Source organism: Mycobacterium genavense ATCC 51234, from assembly GCF_000526915.1.
In the GTDB taxonomy this organism is placed as follows: domain Bacteria; phylum Actinomycetota; class Actinomycetes; order Mycobacteriales; family Mycobacteriaceae; genus Mycobacterium; species Mycobacterium genavense.
The window spans coordinates 338,632-355,328 of the sequence record NZ_JAGZ01000001.1 but is presented as its reverse complement, the minus strand read 5'-3'; the positions used below and the strand labels follow the sequence as shown (position 1 = coordinate 355,328).

Here is a 16,697-nt window from a genome sequence, read left to right as displayed (position 1 = left end):
CCGTAGGAAAACCCAAGCGGAGGTCGGCGAAGGCGATCTGGTGGCGCCCGCCGAGCCCGACACCGTCGTTGACACTGCGTCTCGCGGGTCGGCCAGGACCGGCCCCAAGGGCAGGCCCACTCCCAAGCGCGAAGCCGCCCGGCGAAATGCCAAGAAGGGCCCTGTCGCCCCGGCTCCCAAGACCGCCGCCGAGGCGCGGGCTCGCCGCAAATCGCTGGCCGGACCCAAGCTCAGCCGCGAGGAGCGCAAGGCCGAGCGCACCGCCAGCCGGGCCCGGATGACAGATCGCCGCGAACGCATGATGGCGGGCGAAGAGGCGTACCTGCTGCCGCGCGACCAGGGTCCGATCCGCCGGTATGTGCGCGACGTGGTGGATGCCCGACGCAACGTGCTCGGCCTGTTCATGCCCGCGACACTGGCGCTGCTGTTCATCATGTTCGGCGCTCCGCAGCTGCAGGTCTACATCTCGCCGGCGATGCTGGTGATCACCTTGATCATGGGCATCGACGGCCTGATCCTGGGTCGCAAGGTCAGCAGGCTGGTCGACGCGAAGTTCCCGAGCAACACCGAAAGCCGGTGGAAGTTAGGCCTTTACGCCGCCGGCCGGGCTTCGCAGATGCGTCGGATGCGGGCGCCCCGGCCCCAAGTCGAGCGCGGCAGCAATGTCGCATAGCCGTTGCCGGAAAGCCTGCTGACCCCAGTGCGCACCCTCGTGCTCGGCGGGATCAGGTCGGGCAAGTCCGAGTGGGCCGAGCAGGCCATCGCCGCGTCGGTGCCACCCGGGCAGCAGGTCCGCTACCTGGCTTCCGGGTGCTGCGACCAGGCCGACGAGGACTGGGCACAGCGGATCGCCAAACACCGCGCTCGTCGGCCCGCGCACTGGGCGATGGTCGAAACCCGTTGCGTCACAACCGAATTGTTGCGGTCACCGGACACCCCGACCCTCGTCGACGACCTCGGCGGCTGGCTGACCGGCACCCTGGATCGCCACCGGGCCTGGGAGACCGGGTCGGTGGCCGCCCCCGTCGAGGAAATGCTCGGCGCGGTCGGTGCGTTCGAGGCCACGCTGGTGCTGGTCAGTCCCGAGGTCGGGTTGACCGTGGTGCCGGCCACCGCATCGGGGCGCCGGTTCGCCGACGAACTCGGCGCCCTCAACCAGCGCGTCGCGGCCCTGTGCGAGCGCGTGGTGCTGGTGGTCGCCGGTCAACCGCTTTCGATCAAACCGTCCGAGGCATGATGGCATTCGCGCCGATCTCTCCGCCCGACGCCGACGCCGCGGCCGCTGCCCGCAAGCGCCAGGACACCCTGACCAAGCCGCGCGGCGCCCTGGGCCGCCTCGAGGACCTGTCCGTCTGGATCGCGTCCTGCCAAGGCCATTGCCCGCCAAGACAATTCGAGCGTGCCCGGGTGGTGGTGTTCGCCGGCGACCACGGCGTCACCCGCTCCGGGGTGTCGGCGTACCCACCGGAGGTGACCGCCCAGATGGTCGCCAACATCGACGCCGGCGGCGCGGCGATCAACACGCTGGCCGCGATCGCCGACGCGACCGTGCGCGTCGCCGACCTCGCCGTGGACGCCGAGCCGCTCTCGGAGCAGATCGGCGCCCACAAGGTGCGACGGTCCAGCGGCGATATCGCCGTGCGGGACGCGTTGACCGACGAGGAGACCGCCGCCGCGATCGCGGCGGGCCAGCGCATCGCCGACGAAGAGGTCGACGCCGGTGCCGACCTGCTGATCGCCGGCGACATGGGCATCGGGAACACCACCGCGGCGGCGGTGCTGGTTGCGGCGCTGACCAACGCCGAACCGGTCGCGGTGGTCGGCTTCGGGTCCGGCGTCGACGATGCCGGCTGGGCCCGCAAGACGGCCGCGGTCCGCGACGCGTTGTTCCGGTCGAAGCCGGTGCTGCCGGACCCCGTCGCGCTGCTGCGCTCCTGCGGCGGAGCGGATCTGGCCGCGATGGCCGGCTTTTGCGCACAAGCCGCGGTGCGACGCACCCCGCTGCTGCTCGACGGCATGGCGGTGACGGCCGCCGCCCTGGTCGCCGAACGGTTGGCGCCGGACGCGCGACAGTGGTGGCAGGCCGGCCATCGGTCCACCGAACCGGGGCATGCGCTGGCCCTGACCGCGCTCGACCTGGACCCGATCCTGGACCTGGGGATGCGGCTGGGCGAAGGCAGCGGCGCGGCGCTGGCGCTGCCGGTGCTGCGCGCCGCGGTGGCCACGCTGACGTCGATGGCGACGTTCACCGAGGCCGGCATCTCCGACCGGCCCGGCGAAACAGTATCGTCCACGTGATTCGTTCGCTGGCAACGGCTTTCGCGTTCGGAACGGTCTTGCCCGCACCGGCTTCCGGCCCGATGGGCCGCGGCGCCATGACCGCGCTGCCGGTGGTCGGGGCCGCCTTGGGAGTGCTGGCCGCGGGCATCACCTGGGGCGGCTGCGTGGCTTTCGGGGCGGCCAGCCCACTACCGGGAATGCTTGCGGTGGCAGCACTTTTGCTGGCGACCCGCGGGCTGCACATCGACGGCGTCGCCGATATGGCTGACGGCCTGGGCTGCTACGGGCCGCCGGAGCGCGCCCTGGCGGTGATGCGCGACGGGTCGACGGGGCCGTTCGGTGTCGCTGCCGTCGTGCTGGTAATCGTGTTGCAGGGCTCGGCATTTTCCGCACTCGGGTCGACGGGGCCGCACGGGTTTCTCGCGATCCTCGTGGCGGTGGTCGCAGGCCGGGTAAGCGTTGTGCTGGCCTGCCGTCGCTCAGTGCCCGCGGCCGACGGCAGCGCCCTGGGCGTGCACGTCGCGGGCACCCAGCCGCTGCTGGTCGTCGCCGGTTGGGTCGTGGTGCTGCTTGGGGTTTCGCTGATGGCGGGCCCGCGACCGTGGCAGGGGCCGTCGGCGGTGATGTTGGCGTTGTGCGGCGGCGCGGTGCTGGTGCGCCATTGCGTGCGCCGCTTCGGCGGCGTCAACGGCGACGTGCTGGGCGCCGCAATCGAACTGACCACGACGGTTAGCGCCGTCACGCTCGCGGCGCTGGCCCGCTGCTAGCCGACCGCAATGGCCGACAGCGACGGCCGAGCGCGCGGCCAGCTGCACGCTCGGGCCAGCTAGCCGAGGCGCGTCATCCAGCCGTGGGTGTCGGCGAAAGTCCCCCGCTGAATGCGGGTCAGCGTGTCGCGCAGGGCCATCGTCACTTCACCCGGCTGACCGTCGGCGATGGTGAACTGGGTATCGGCGTACTTCACCCGCCCGACCGGCGTGATGACGGCCGCTGTGCCGCAAGCGAATACCTCGGTGATCTCCCCCGCGGCCGCCTTCTTCTGCCACTCGTCGATATCGATTTTGCGCTCTTCGACCGAGAATCCGGCGTCAAGCGCCAACTGCAGCAAGGAGTCCCGCGTGATGCCCGGCAGCAGCGAGCCGGACAGCTCCGGGGTGACCAGCCGGGAGGTGCCGCCGCTGCCCAGCACGAAGAACAGGTTCATGCCGCCCATCTCTTCGATGAACCGGCGCTCGACGGCATCGAGCCAAACCACTTGGTCGCAACCGTTATCCGCAGCTTCGGCCTGCGCCACCAGCGACGCGGCGTAGTTGCCGCCGAACTTGGCCGCGCCGGTACCGCCCGGGCACGCCCGCACGTAATCCGTCGACACCCAGACGTCGACGGGGTTGATGCCGTTGCGGAAATACGCGCCGGCCGGCGAACCGATCAGCAGGTAGCGGTAGTGCTTGGCCGGCCGGACGCCCAGCCCGGGCTCGGTCGCGAAGATGAACGGCCGCAGATACAGCGCCTCTTCGCCGCCGGCCCTGGGCACCCATGCGTTGTCGACCGCGACAAGCTGGCGCAGGGATTCGACGAAAAGCTCGTCGGGCAGCTCGGGGATCGCGATCCGCCGGGCCGACGCGCGCATCCGGGCGGCGTTGGCGTCCGGGCGAAATGACACGACCGAACCATCGGCCCAGCGGTATGCCTTGAGGCCCTCGAACACCTCCTGGGCGTAGTGCAGCACGATCGCCGACGGGTCCAGCTGGATCGGGCCGTACGGGATGACCCGGGCGTTGTGCCAGCCCTGGCCCTCGTCGTAGTCGACGGACACCATGTGGTCGGTGAAGAACTTCCCGAATCCGGGGTCGGCCAGTATGGAGTCACGTTGGGCGGCGCTGGCGGGATTGGACGCGCGTGCAACGGTGAACTCGAGAAGGCCGCTCGTCATGCGCCGATTGTATATGCGCGTACCAATGGGTTTTTCCCGCGTGAAGCGGCGGTGGCTAGCGCGTTTTCAGCTCGACGAACGGCGGGCGCACCACTTCGCACTCGGCGGCGCGGCCGCGCACGTCGACGGTGACTCGCTGGCCGTCTTCGATCCCGGCGGCGGTGTCGATCAGGGCCAGCGCGATCCCGGCCTGCAGCGTCGGCGAGAACGTGCCGGATGTGGTGGCGCCCACCGGCTTTTCCCCGGCGAGCACCGTCAGCCCGGGCCGCAGCACCCCCCGGCCCAGCATCCGCAGGCCCCGCAGCAGCCGCCGCGGTCCCGCCGCCTTCTCGGCCAGCAGCGCGTCGCGGCCGAAGAACGCGTCCTTCTTCCAGCCGATCGCCCAGCCGCAGCGGGCCTGCAGCGGCGAGATGTCCAGCGACAGCTCGTGCCCGTGCAACGGGTAGCCCATCTCGGTGCGCAGGGTGTCGCGGGCGCCCAGGCCGGCCGGCTCGCCGCCCGCGTTGGACACCGCCGTCACCAGCGCGTCGAACACCACACCGGCGCTGTCCCAGGGCGGCAGCAGTTCGTAGCCGTGCTCGCCGGTGTACCCGGTCCGGTAGACCCGCACCGGCACTCCCGAGAACGAGGCGTCGGCGTAGGCCATGTAATCCATGTCGGTCGGCAGCCCCAGCTCGGCAAGCACGTCGGACGATCGCGGTCCCTGCACCGCCAGCACCGCATACGAGCGATGCTCGTTGGTGATCGTCAGGCCGGCTCCGGCGGCGGCCTGCAGCACCTCGACCACCGCGGCGGTGTTGGCGGCATTGGGCATCAGGAAGATCTCGTCGTCGTCGACGTAGTAGGCGATCAGGTCGTCGATGACGCCACCGGATTCGGTGCAGCACAACGTGTATTGCGCCTTGCCCGGTTGGATCCGGCCGAGGTCGTTGGTCAGCGCGGAGTTGACGAACCGCGCGGCCCCCGGGCCCCGAACCAACGCCTTGCCCAGGTGGCTGACGTCGAACAGGCCCACGGCGTTTCGCGTCGCGTTGTGCTCGCTGACGGTGCCCGCATACGACACCGGCATCAGCCAGCCGCCGAATTCGGCAAAACTAGCCCCCAGCTGACGATGACGATCTTCCAGTGGTCCCTTGATCGGCTCCGGCGCGTCGCTCACGACGACCCACCCTAGTGGCAGACTTCGATGGGTGGTCGATTCGCTCGATTTCGATGAGCTTCAGGCCGCCGGAATCGCCAACCCGCGCGACCGGGCCGACCTGATCAAGTACCTGCACGAGCTCGGGTTCACGGTCGACGAGATGGTGGAAGCCGAGCGGCACGGCCGGCTGTTCGACCTGGCCGGTGACGTCCTGTCGTGGTCGGGACGCCCGGTCTACACGTTTGCGACGGCGGCCGAGCAGCTCGGCATCGCCGCCGAAGAGGTCGCCCGCACGGGGGCCCTGCTCGGCCTGACCGCCGCCAGTCCCGATGTCCCGGTGCTGAGCCAGGCCGACGTCGACGCCCTGGCGACCTGGCTCGCGGTCCGGGCGGTGGTCGGCCAGGACGGCGCCTTCGGCCTGCTGCGAGTGCTGGGCGCGGCGATGGCCCGGCTCGCGGAGGCCGAGTCGACGATGATCCGTGCCGGGACGCCCGACATCCAGATGACCCACACCCATGACGAGCTCGCCACCGCGCAGGCCTACCGCTCGGTCGCCGAGTTCGTCCCCCGGCTCGGGGCGTTGATCGACGTCGTGCACCGCCATCACCTGATCAGCGCCCGGACCCATTTCGAGGGCGTGTCGCGCGACACCTCGGCGTCGGTGGTGTGCGGCGTGGGATTCGCGGACCTGTCCGGCTTCACCGCCTTGACGCAGGCGCTGACGCCCGCGGAGTTGTCGCATCTGCTCAACGAGTTCGCCGGCACCGTGTCCGACGTCGTGCACGCCGACGGCGGCCGGGTGGTGAAGTTCATCCGCGACGAGGTGATGTGGGTCAGTTCGGCGCCCGAGCGCCTGCTGGCCGCGGCGGTTCATCTCGTCGAACACCCCAAGGCGCGCGAGGAGGGTCTGCAGGTCCGCGCCGGCCTCGCCTTCGGCACGGTCGTGGCTATCAACGGCGACTACTTCGGCAACCCGGTCAACCTGGCCGCCCGGCTCGTCGCCGCCGCGGCGCCAGAACAGATCCTGGCCTCAGCCGAGCTGCATGAGGCGTTGCCCGATTGCCCCGCCGTCGCGCAACCCCCGTTGACGCTCAAGGGTTTTGACGCCCCGGTCACCGCGTTCGACCTGCACACCGGGACGTAGCCGACCCACGCCCCACCCCGGTGACTAGGGTTATTGCGCGTGAGTATTGAACCGGGATACCAGGCTCCTGCTGTCACTGTCGCCTCGTCGCTGTCGAAACGCGGCGCGGGTTCGTCGGTTTTGATCGTGCCGGTCGTCTCGACCGGCGACGAGGACCGGCCGGGCGCCACCGTCGTGGCCGTCGAACCCTTCCTGTCCGAGGAAGCCGTCGCCGAGATCCTCGCCGGCCTGCAGGCGCTGGACGCCACCGGGGGCAGCGAGCAGGTCCACCGGCTGGTGGTGTCGTCGCTTCCGGTGGCCAGCGTGCTCACCGTCGGCCTGGGCAAGCCGCAGTCCGAATGGCCGGCCGAGACCGTCCGGCGCGCCGCCGGGGTGGCCGCACGCTCGCTGGGCAAGGCCGAATCGGTGATCACCACGCTGGCCGAGCTCCCCGGCGAGGGCATTGCCGCTGCCGCCGTCGAGGGACTGATCCTGGGCAGCTACCGGTTCACCGAATTCCGCAGCGACAAGACCGCGCCCAAAGACCAAGGGCTGCGCAAGATCACGATGCTCGCTACCGCCAAAGACCCCAAGAAGCAAGTCGCGCACGGTGCGGCCGTCGCGACCGCGGTAGCCACCGCGCGCGACTTCGTCAACACCCCGCCGAATCATCTGTTCCCCGCCGAATTCGCCAAGCGCGCAAAGGCTTTGGGCGAGTCGGTGGGCCTCGAAGTAGAGGTCCTCGACGACAAGGCGCTGCAAAAGGAAGGCTACGGCGGCATCGTCGGTGTCGGCCAGGGCTCGTCGCGTCCGCCGCGGCTGGTGCGGCTGATCCACCGCGGTTCGAAGCTGGCCAAGAAGCCGAAGCAGGCAAAACGGGTGGCCTTGGTCGGCAAGGGCGTCACGTTCGACACCGGCGGCATCTCGATCAAGCCCGCCGCCGCAATGCATCACATGACCTCGGACATGGGTGGAGCCGCCGCGGTGATCGCGACCGTCACGCTGGCGGCACGGCTCGAGCTACCGATCGACGTGATCGCGACCGTGCCGATGGCCGAGAACATGCCGTCAGCGACCGCACAACGCCCGGGCGACGTGCTCACCCAGTACGGCGGCATCACGGTCGAGGTGCAAAACACCGACGCCGAGGGCCGGCTCATCCTCGCCGACGCCATCGTGCGGGCATGCGAGGACAAGCCGGACTATCTGATCGAGACATCCACCCTGACGGGTGCGCAGACGGTCGCGCTGGGCGCGCGCATCCCCGGGGTGATGGGCAGCGACGAGTTCCGCGACCGGGTCGCGGCGATCTCCCAGCAGGTGGGCGAAAACGGCTGGCCGATGCCGTTGCCCGACGAGCTCAAGGAGGACCTGAAATCCACGGTCGCCGACCTGTCCAACATCAGCGGGCAACGCTTCGCCGGCATGTTGGTGGCGGGGGTGTTTCTGCGCGAGTTCGTCGCCGACGGCGTGAGCTGGGCACACATCGACGTGGCCGGGCCGGCGTTCAACACCGGCAGCCCGTGGGGGTACTCGCCGAAGGGCTCCACCGGTGTGCCGACCCGGACGATGTTCGCGGTGCTGGAAGACATCTGCGAGAACGGTTAGCGCTTACCCGTCATCAGCGAGAACACGCCGCGGCGCAGCTGCCGGCGCGGCCAACCGGTCACCCCGTGGCCCGCAAGCGCGGCGCGGGCCGCGTTGCGTCCGCAGGCGCCGTGCACCGACCCGCCCGGTGTCGCCGACGCGCTGCCCAGATAAAGCCCCTCGATCGGTGTTTCGGCCCGGCCCATTCCGGCGGCGGGCCGAAAGATCAGCATCTGGTGCAACTGCGCTGTTCCGCCGTTGAGCGCCCCGAGGTGCAAGTTGGCATCGCTGGCTTCCAAGTCGGACGGACGTTGCACGAACCGGTCGATCACTGCCGAGCCGAAGCCCGGCGCATGCTCTTCGATGACCCGGTCCACGGTTGCCGCCAACCGCTCCGCCGAAGCGTCGTCAGCCACATTCCGCGGCAAATGCGTATAGGCCCAAGCACTTTCGGTGCCCGCCGGTGATCTGCTGGGATCCGCCGTGGTGGTCTGGCCCAACAGTATGAATGGATGTTCAGGCACCACGCGGGTATTCAGGTCGGCCATCCAGCGGATCAGGCCGTCCCCGTCGGCACCCAGGTGGACAGTGCCGACCGAACCCAGAATGTTGGCCCGCCACGGGATCGGGGCTGCCAGCGCATAGTTGACCTTCACCACCGGCGGGTCCCAGCTGTAGTGCGCAAGATCGCGACGCAGCGCGGCCGGAACCGCGTCGGCGGGCAGCATGTCGCAGAACAGTCGCGGTGCGGTCACGTCGGCCACCACCGCGCGACGCGCGTGCACGGTCCGCCCGGCCGCGGTGCTCACGCCGACGGCCCGCCCGGCCCACACGTGGACGCGAGAAACGTTCTGATTGCACTCGATCGCGCTCCGGCCGCGCGTGCCCGGGCGACCAGCGCCGCCGTCAATTGACCGGAACCGCCCACCGGAACCGGCCAGCCGTGATCCTGGGCCAGCATCGTCATCAGAAAACCCATCGCGCCGCTGATCGGCGCGTCGGGTGGAACATCGGCGTGCATTGCGTTGCCCAACAACAACGTTCGCGCCGCATCGCCGTCGAACAGCTCGCTCGCTAGGGCGTTGGCCGGCGCCACCAGCAGCCGCGCCACCCGGACGGCCTCCGGCGTACCGAGCTTGCGCAGCAGTCCCAGCAGCGGACGTACCGGTGGGAGCGGCGCCAGCATCGCGTCCAGCAGCGGCGTCTTGACCTTGTCCCACAATTCCACGACGCGCCACCAGTTCTCGCCGTCGGCGGGGTGTCGCCGCGCGAGTTCGGCTGCCATCCGGGCGGGATCGGGGTAGACGACGGGCGGGTCGTCGTCGGCGCCGTCGCGTGGGTGGCCGACCACCGCCGGGGCACGCGACCAGCGCAGGCCGTGGTCCTCGAGCCGCAGCGACCGCATGGCCGGAGAGGCCACCGTCATCGGGTAGAAGGAGCTGAACAGATCGGTGATGTAGCCCGGCGTCAGCTCGGCGCTGCGAACCGCGCCGCCCGGCTCGGGTTGAGCCTCCAGCACCAGCACGTCCCAGCCGGCGTCGGCCAGCATCGACGCGGCGACCAGGCCATGGTGCCCGGCTCCGATGACGACCGCGTCCGCCGTCTCCGCTGCCACCGGCTAGTCGACCTGGCTCGACTCGAGGCGTTCGGCCAAAGCCGCCAGCCGCAACAGGCACTCGCGGTTGCGTGGGTAGACGGCGGCCAGCACCAGCCGATCGGGGATGATCTTCATCGGACCCGCCGCGGGCACCTCGATCATGTCGACCCGGCATCCCTCGTCGGTATCGGTGAGCCGCAACGTAATCCGGGCGGCACCGAGCGGGCCCACGTGTGCCCGCAGCACGAGTTCCTCGCCCGGAGTGCAGCTTTCGACGACGGTTTTGTCGTTGATCACCAACGGCCACACGCCGACCGAGTGCCGGATCGCGGAGCCAGGCTGCGGCCAGTGGGAATCGACGGTGCGGGTGCGGCTGTTGCCTACCACCCATTGGGTGTAGGTCCATCCGTTGGCCATCGCGTCCCACACCCGCTAGCGGGACGCGCGTATCTCCCGGCTGGTGGCCATTTGTTCCTTTGACGTCATGTGCAGGTCCCTTCGCATCGGTCTTGGCTGCGGATACCCCGGCGGCGACAGTCCAAGCGCAGCAACCGTAACGGTGCCGTTTAACCACCCCTTCCAATGGATAACCTCCCCACCGATCAGTACTCGAACGGGAGGCAAATGATGACGGTGCGTCGGTTGATCCTGGCTGTGGCCGCCGTGCTTTTACTGGCCGGCGTGATCGGGCTGTTGGTACCGGTGTCGGTGGCCGACGGCAACGGTGGTTCTCTCGGATGCGGCAACGCGGTCGTCGCGGATCTCACCGCGGCGCGCAACGCCAACGACAAGGGCGTGGCCGGCATCCCGGTGCTCAACCAAGTCGTGCCGCACACCGACTATGTGGCGCGCTGCGAATCGGAGCTGGACAGCCGTCGCGCCTGGACCATCCCATTGGCGGTCATCGGGCTGCTCGGGGTCGCCGGCGCGTTGTTGGTAGGCCGCCAGCGCGCACCCGCGGCCTGATCGGCTCAGATCACCCGCAACCGCGCCGTACTGCGCAGCGCCTGCGGCATCAGCCGCGAAACTCCGTACAGCGCATAGGCTTCCGGCGTCACCGGGCGGATCGCCTGGTTCTTCCGCACGGACGACAAGATCGCGTCGGCAACCTTGTCGGGCCCGTACCGGCGCAGCGCGAACATCTTGCGCAGCTGACCCCGCCGGCCGTCGACGTGCTTGCCCGCGGGGGCGTCGAATCGGGTGGTGTTGACGATGTTGGTGTCGATGAGACCGGGGCAGATGGTGGTCAGCCCGACGTCGGCGGCGTCGAGCTCGGCGCGCAGGCAGTCGGAGAACATGTAGGTCGCCGCCTTGGAGGTGCAGTAGGCGTTCAGCGACTGTAGCGGCGCGTAGGCGGCCATCGACGACACGTTGACGATGTGCCCGCCGGTGCCGCGCTGCACCAGCCGCCGGCCGAACGCCCGACTGCCGTTCACCACACCGCCGAGGTTGACGTCGAGCACCCGGTCGAACTGTTCGGCGGGGGTGTCCAAGAACCGGCCGGCCTGCCCGATACCGGCGTTGTTGACCACGACGTCGGGCACGCCGTGTTCGGAGCAGACCCGCTCGGCGAACGCCTCGACCGCGTCGGCGTCCGACACGTCGAGCACGTAGGCGTGCGCGACGCCGCCGCCTGCGGCGATCGCGGCCGCGGTCTCCTTCGCGGCGGCTTCGTCGATGTCGCTGACGACCAGCTCGGCGCCCTCTCGCGCGAAGGCGTAGGCCGTCGCGCGCCCGATCCCACTGCCGGCGCCGGTCACCGATACCAGCGTGTCGCCGAAGCTGCCGCGGGGCCGGCCCACCTGCGCGCGCAGCAGCGCGCGACTCCACGCCTTGCCCTCGGTCAGGTCGACGAACTCAGCGACCGCGGCCGCCATCACCTGCGGGTGCGACATCGGCGAGAAATGCCCGGCCCTGATGTCGCGCCGCCACAGCCGCGGCACCCACCGCGCGGTCTCGTCGTAGCCGTATGGCCGGACGTATTTGTCGCGGGTGTTGACGATCAGCTGCACCGGCAAGTCGACTACATGGATGGGCTGGCCGCGTACCGAGAACGAACGAAAGTAGTTGGCGGGATAGGTTTTAACCGAGCTGGCCGCGTCCGCGGCGAAGGTGGCGGAGTGATGGATCTGCTCATCGGGAATGTTGTCGACGACCATGCGCCGCAGCGCGCGTACCGAGAAGGCCGCCCGGATCGACAGCGGCGCCAGCAGCGGGATCGAGAACAGCAACATGTAGGTCAGCCGCAACGCCTGACTGATCGAGCGGGCAAACCGGCGCGGCCGCCACGGTTGGCGCAGACCGCTGAAGATGTATTCGACCAGTTGCTCGTGGCTCGGGCCGGACACCGACGTGAACGAGGCGACCCGGTCACCGGCACCGGGCCGTTTCAGGTACTCCCAGACACCCACCGAACCCCAGTCGTGGGCCAGCACGTGCACCGGCCGGCCGGGGCTCAGTTCACTCGTCACCGCCGCGAAGTCGTCGGCGAAGTGGGCCATCGTGTACGACGAGACCTTCTTGGGCGTCCCCGTCAGCCCGACACCGCGGTTGTCGTAGCGGACGATCCGGAACCGCTTGGCCAGCAGCGGCACGACGCCGTCCCACAGCACGTGCGAATCGGGCCAGCCGTGCACCAGGACGACCGTGGGTCCGTCGGGATTGCCTTCTTCGTAGACCGCGATGCGGACGCCGTCCGCGCTGTCGACGAACTGCTGTCTTGCCGGCATCGAAATTCCGCCTCCCCGCGATCTGACGATGGCCGCCCCCTGGCGATTCGGTCCACCGTAGCGAACGGGTCAGCCCTGGTTGTGTGCCGACGCCGGGGCAATGACAGGATAGTTTCGACGTCAACTTGCAGTACACCGCGGTGTGGTAAGTCAGATGTTGACCTGCACCGACCCACGAGCAATCGAGGAGTCAATAGAGATGGCCTTCTCCGTCCAGATGCCGGCACTCGGTGAGAGCGTCACCGAGGGGACGGTCACCCGCTGGCTCAAGCAGGAAGGCGACACGGTCGAGCTCGACGAACCGCTCGTCGAGGTGTCCACCGACAAGGTCGACACCGAAATCCCGTCGCCCGCCGCGGGCGTGCTCACCAAGATCGTCGCCCAGGAGGACGACACCGTCGAGGTCGGCGGCGAGCTGGCCGTGATCGGCGACGCCTCAGAAGACTCGAGGAACGGCGCCTCGGCAGCACCCGCCGAAGCGCCCAGCCAACCGGCGGCCGCACCCGCGCCGCAAGCCGAGCCGGAACCCGAGCCCGCGCCGCAATCGGAGCCCGAGCGTCAACCCGAACCCGCCGCCCCGAGTTCCAACGACGGCAGCGCAACCCCGGTGCTGATGCCCGAGCTGGGCGAGTCGGTCACCGAGGGCACCGTGACGCGCTGGCTGAAGAAGGTCGGCGATTCGGTCCAGGTGGACGAAGCGCTGGTGGAGGTGTCCACCGACAAGGTGGACACCGAGATCCCGTCACCGGTGGCCGGAGTGTTGGTCAGCATCACCGCCGACGAGGACGCCACGGTTCCGGTCGGCGGCGAGTTGGCCCGGATCGGCACCGGCGCCGCCGCGGCCGCCCCGCCACCGCCGGCCCCCAAGCCGGAGCCCAAGGCCGAGGCCCCACCGGCCCCCAAGCCCGCACCGGAGGCCCCGCCCGCACCGGAGGCCCCGCCCGCCCCGGCGCCGGCTCCGAAGGCCGCCCAGCCGGTCGCCGAGGCCCAGGGTGACGGCAGCCCGTACGTGACCCCGCTGGTGCGGAAGCTGGCCAGCGAAAACAACATCGACCTGGCAACGGTCAAGGGCACCGGTGTCGGTGGCCGCATCCGCAAGCAGGACGTACTGGCCGCCGCCGAGGAGAAGAAGAAAGCACAGCAGGCCCCCGCCGCGGAAGCCCCGGCGGCCAAAGCGCCGATGCCGGCACCCGCGCTGGCCCATCTGCGCGGCACCACGCAGAAGGCCAACCGGATCCGCCAGATCACCGCCAAGAAGACCCGCGAATCGTTGCAGGCCACCGCGCAGCTCACCCAGACCCACGAGGTCGACATGACCAAGATCGTGGGGCTGCGTGCCAGGGCCAAGACGTCGTTCGCCGAGCGTGAGGGCGTGAATCTGACCTATCTGCCGTTCATCGCCCAGGCGGTGATCGACGCGCTGAAGATTCACCCCAACATCAACGCCAGCTACAACGAGAACTCCAAGGAGATCACCTACTACGACGCCGAGCACCTCGGTTTCGCCGTCGACACCGAGCAGGGCCTGCTCTCCCCCGTGGTGCACAACGCCGGCGACCTGTCGCTAGCCGGACTGGCCCGCGCGATCGCCGACATCGCCGAGCGCGCCCGGACCGGCAACCTGAAACCGGACGAGTTGTCCGGCGGCACCTTCACCATCACCAACATCGGCAGCCAGGGCGCGTTGTTCGACACGCCGATCCTGGTCCCGCCGCAGGCGGCCATGCTGGGCACCGGGGCGATCGTCAAGCGCCCGCGGGTGGTGGTCGACGACAGCGATAACGAATCGATCGGGGTGCGCTCGATCTGCTACCTGCCGCTGACCTACGACCACCGGCTGATCGACGGGGCCGACGCCGGACGATTCCTCACCACGATCAAGCACCGGCTTGAAGAGGGAGCGTTCGAGGCCGACCTGGGGCTGTAGGGAGGCTGTAGCGCATTGGCCAAGCCCGTCGTGGCGATTGCGGGTTCTTCGGGCCTGATCGGCTCCGCCTTGGCCGCGGCCCTGCGCGCAGCCGACCATCGGGTACTGCGGATCGTGCGCCGCACACCGGCGAATCCCGATGAGCTGCACTGGAATCCGGAGAGCGGTGACTTCGATCCCGACACGCTCGCCGAGGTCGACGCGGTCGTCAACCTGTGCGGGGTCAACGTCGGTCGGCGCCGGTGGTCGGGCGCGTTCAAGCAGAGCCTGCGCGACAGCCGCATCACGCCGACCGAGGTGCTGGCCACCGCGGTCGCCGACGCCGGCGTCGAAACCCTGATCAACGCCAGCGCCGTCGGCTACTACGGCAACACCAAGGACCGCGTCGTCGACGAAAATGACCGCGCGGGAACAGGTTTCCTGGCCCGGCTGTGCCAGGACTGGGAGGCCGCGACGCTGCCGGCTCAATACGGCGGCGCCCGGGTGGTGCTGGCCCGCACCGGCCTGGTGCTGGCCGCGGCCGGTGGTGCGTTGCGCCGGATGCGCCCACTGTTCTCGCTGGGGCTGGGCGCCCGGCTGGGCAGCGGCCGTCAGTACATGTCGTGGATCAGCCTCGAAGACGAGGTGCGGGCCCTGCTGTTCGCGATCGCGCACCCGTCGCTGTCCGGCCCGGTGAACCTGACCGGGCCCGCGCCCGTCACCAACGCCGAGTTCACCACCGCCTTCGGCAGCGCGGTCAACCGCCCTACCCCGATGATGCTGCCAGCCTTTGCGGTGCGGGCCGCGCTCGGCGAATTTGCCGACGAGGGGCTGCTGACCGGTCAGCGCGCCATCCCGTCCGCGCTAGAGCGTGCGGGATTTCAGTTCCACCACAACACAATTGGCGAAGCGCTCGCCTACGCCACCGCCCGGCGCGAGCACGACTAGCACCTCACGCGTCGTCGTCTTCGTCGTGTAGCAGCCTCTCCGGATGGTGGAACGTGTTGGTGCGGGGTTGGCCGCGGTCGAGATGGGGCGGGGGGATCCATTCGGTGGCACCATCTTTGCGTTTTCGGGTGCTCCAGCCGCGGGGTTGCAGCAGCCGGTGATGCGGGCCGCAGCCGAAGGTCAGGTCGTTGATGTCGGTTACGTGGCAGATGGCGTAGTCGGTGATGTGGTGCACCTCGCAGTAGTAGCCGCCGACGTCGCAGCCGGGTGCGCTGCAGCCACGGCCCAACGCGTACAACACAATCCACTGACCGGGCGACGCGAGCCGTTTGGTGTGATACAGCGCCACCGGTTTGGCGTTGTCGAACACTGCCAGGTAGTGATGGGCATGACGCGCCAGACGGATACGTCGCTGATCGGTAGCCGACTGCCGCCGCCGGTAATACCGCTGCCGGCGGCGGCTTCCAACTCCGCCAACGTGGTGGACGCGATGATCGTCGCCGGCAGCCCATTGTGCTGGCCCAACTTGCCGGAGGCCAACAAGCCACGCATGGCGGCGTTGAGCGCGTCGTGGTTGCGTTGGGCGGCGCTGCGGGGATCGTGGTCGATGGCGCGTTGGCTGGGCGTACCGTCCACGCACGGGGTCTCGTCGTTCGGGTTGCACATGCCGGGGGCGGCCAGTTTGGCCAGCACGGCCTCCAAGGACGCCCGCAGCTCGGGCGTCACCCAGCCGTTGATGGCGGACATGCCGTCGGCCTGCTGCTTGCCCAGGGTCACCCCGCGGCGGCGGGCGCGGTCGTCGTCGGTGTAGTTGCCGTCGGGGTTCAGGCAGTCGGCCAGGCGGTCGGCGAATCCGCCGAGTTGGTCCGGGCGGTACCGGGTGGCCAGCCGCGCCAAATCGGCTTCGGCCCGGTCGCGGGTGGGTTGGTCGATCCAGCCGGGCAATTGGTGGTAGAAGTGGCGGATCACCGCGACATGCTCGCGGCCCAACTGCCCGTCGCGCTGCGCCGCGGCGGTCGCGGCCAACACCGGTGCCACCGGCTCGCCGGTCAGCGCACGCCGCTCACCCAGATCGGCAGCCTCGCGGACCCGGCGCCCGGCCTCGGCGCGACTGATCTGAGCCCAGTCGGCAATCGCATGGGAGAGTTTGCCGCCCAGCTCTTGCGGGGTCGCTTCCTGTTGCAGTTGGTTGATCAGGCAATGTTCGCCGGCGGATAGGCGCCGTCGCGCGCGCTCGTAGCGTGCCAGCAGCGCCAAACGCTCGCGATTGCACAGCATCTGCGTATCCAGCCCGAGCATGGCGTCGATGTCGGCGTCCAACGCGTCGAAGGTTTTCGTCGCGGTTTCGCCATCCGCAAGCACCCCGAACTCATACTCGCGACGCTAGACCGACCCACCGACAAAAACCCCGCCGAGAAACCACTGAAACCAAAGTGACACAAGGGATTTTACG

At 69.6% G+C, this 16,697-nt stretch carries 13 protein-coding genes and 2 pseudogenes; 9 read left to right on the top strand and 6 right to left on the bottom strand.

Annotated features, from left to right (window positions below; all coding sequences use genetic code 11):
* Window positions 1-37: 37 nt before the first annotated feature.
* The 4 genes from T428_RS0101680 to T428_RS0101665 are packed head-to-tail and all read left to right on the top strand — an operon-like array spanning window position 38 to window position 3,047.
* Window positions 38-673 (top strand): DUF3043 domain-containing protein, encoded by a 636-nt coding sequence (locus T428_RS0101680; RefSeq protein ID WP_342666143.1) that lies wholly within the window; start codon window positions 38-40, stop codon window positions 671-673.
* A 27-nt stretch (window positions 674-700) separates the two neighbouring features.
* Window positions 701-1,237 (top strand): bifunctional adenosylcobinamide kinase/adenosylcobinamide-phosphate guanylyltransferase, encoded by a 537-nt coding sequence (locus T428_RS0101675; protein WP_025735107.1) that lies wholly within the window; start codon window positions 701-703, stop codon window positions 1,235-1,237.
* Entirely contained in the window at window positions 1,234-2,298 is a 1,065-nt protein-coding gene (gene cobT, locus T428_RS0101670) for a nicotinate-nucleotide--dimethylbenzimidazole phosphoribosyltransferase (RefSeq protein WP_025735106.1), read from the top strand. The genes T428_RS0101675 and cobT overlap by 4 nt, the downstream gene beginning before the upstream one ends.
* Window positions 2,295-3,047: an adenosylcobinamide-GDP ribazoletransferase gene (locus T428_RS0101665; RefSeq protein WP_025735105.1), complete on the top strand. Its 753-nt coding sequence runs from the start codon at window positions 2,295-2,297 to the stop codon at window positions 3,045-3,047. The genes cobT and T428_RS0101665 overlap by 4 nt, the downstream gene beginning before the upstream one ends.
* A gap of 59 nt (window positions 3,048-3,106) precedes the next feature.
* Here T428_RS0101665 and T428_RS0101660 read toward each other — a convergent pair whose 3' ends face one another.
* Window positions 3,107-4,213, bottom strand: a complete 1,107-nt coding sequence (locus T428_RS0101660; RefSeq protein ID WP_025735104.1) for a branched-chain amino acid aminotransferase — start codon at window positions 4,211-4,213, stop codon at window positions 3,107-3,109.
* A 55-nt stretch (window positions 4,214-4,268) separates the two neighbouring features.
* Window positions 4,269-5,372 (bottom strand): glycine cleavage system aminomethyltransferase GcvT, encoded by a 1,104-nt coding sequence (gcvT, locus tag T428_RS0101655; RefSeq protein ID WP_025735103.1) that lies wholly within the window; start codon window positions 5,370-5,372, stop codon window positions 4,269-4,271.
* A 31-nt stretch (window positions 5,373-5,403) separates the two neighbouring features.
* Between gcvT and T428_RS0101650 the strand changes: the two genes are divergently transcribed.
* Complete coding sequence (locus T428_RS0101650; RefSeq protein WP_025735102.1) at window positions 5,404-6,498, top strand: adenylate/guanylate cyclase domain-containing protein; 1,095 nt, start codon at window positions 5,404-5,406, stop codon at window positions 6,496-6,498.
* Between the two features lie 39 nt (window positions 6,499-6,537).
* Window positions 6,538-8,085, top strand: coding sequence for a leucyl aminopeptidase (locus tag T428_RS0101645; RefSeq protein ID WP_025735101.1), 1,548 nt, complete (start codon window positions 6,538-6,540; stop codon window positions 8,083-8,085).
* On the opposite strand, the pseudogene T428_RS25005 reads toward T428_RS0101645, so the two are convergent.
* Window positions 8,082-9,613: pseudogene (locus T428_RS25005) on the bottom strand (phytoene desaturase family protein). The gene T428_RS0101645 and the pseudogene T428_RS25005 overlap by 4 nt on opposite strands.
* Window positions 9,614-9,682: 69 nt before the next feature.
* A complete protein-coding gene (locus T428_RS0101635) occupies window positions 9,683-10,078 on the bottom strand; it encodes an SRPBCC family protein (RefSeq protein ID WP_051465111.1) in 396 nt (131 codons plus the stop codon).
* A 210-nt stretch (window positions 10,079-10,288) separates the two neighbouring features.
* On the opposite strand from T428_RS0101635, the gene T428_RS0101630 reads away from it, so the two are divergent.
* Window positions 10,289-10,627: a hypothetical protein gene (locus T428_RS0101630; RefSeq protein WP_025735099.1), complete on the top strand. Its 339-nt coding sequence runs from the start codon at window positions 10,289-10,291 to the stop codon at window positions 10,625-10,627.
* Window positions 10,628-10,632: 5 nt separating this feature from the next.
* Here the strand turns inward: T428_RS0101630 and T428_RS0101625 are convergent, their stop codons facing one another.
* A complete protein-coding gene (locus T428_RS0101625; protein ID WP_025735098.1) occupies window positions 10,633-12,390 on the bottom strand; it encodes an SDR family oxidoreductase in 1,758 nt (585 codons plus the stop codon).
* Window positions 12,391-12,589: 199 nt separating this feature from the next.
* Between T428_RS0101625 and sucB the strand changes: the two genes are divergently transcribed.
* Both sucB and T428_RS0101615 read left to right on the top strand, forming a co-directional pair.
* Complete coding sequence (gene sucB, locus T428_RS0101620) at window positions 12,590-14,317, top strand: 2-oxoglutarate dehydrogenase, E2 component, dihydrolipoamide succinyltransferase (RefSeq protein WP_025735097.1); 1,728 nt, start codon at window positions 12,590-12,592, stop codon at window positions 14,315-14,317.
* Between the two features lie 15 nt (window positions 14,318-14,332).
* On the top strand, window positions 14,333-15,244 hold the full coding sequence (locus T428_RS0101615; RefSeq protein WP_025735096.1) for a TIGR01777 family oxidoreductase: 912 nt from the start codon (window positions 14,333-14,335) through the stop codon (window positions 15,242-15,244).
* 4 nt (window positions 15,245-15,248) lie between these two features.
* Here T428_RS0101615 and T428_RS25000 read toward each other — a convergent pair.
* Window positions 15,249-16,543, bottom strand: a pseudogene (locus T428_RS25000) (HNH endonuclease signature motif containing protein).
* Between the last annotated feature and the right edge of the window lie 154 nt (window positions 16,544-16,697).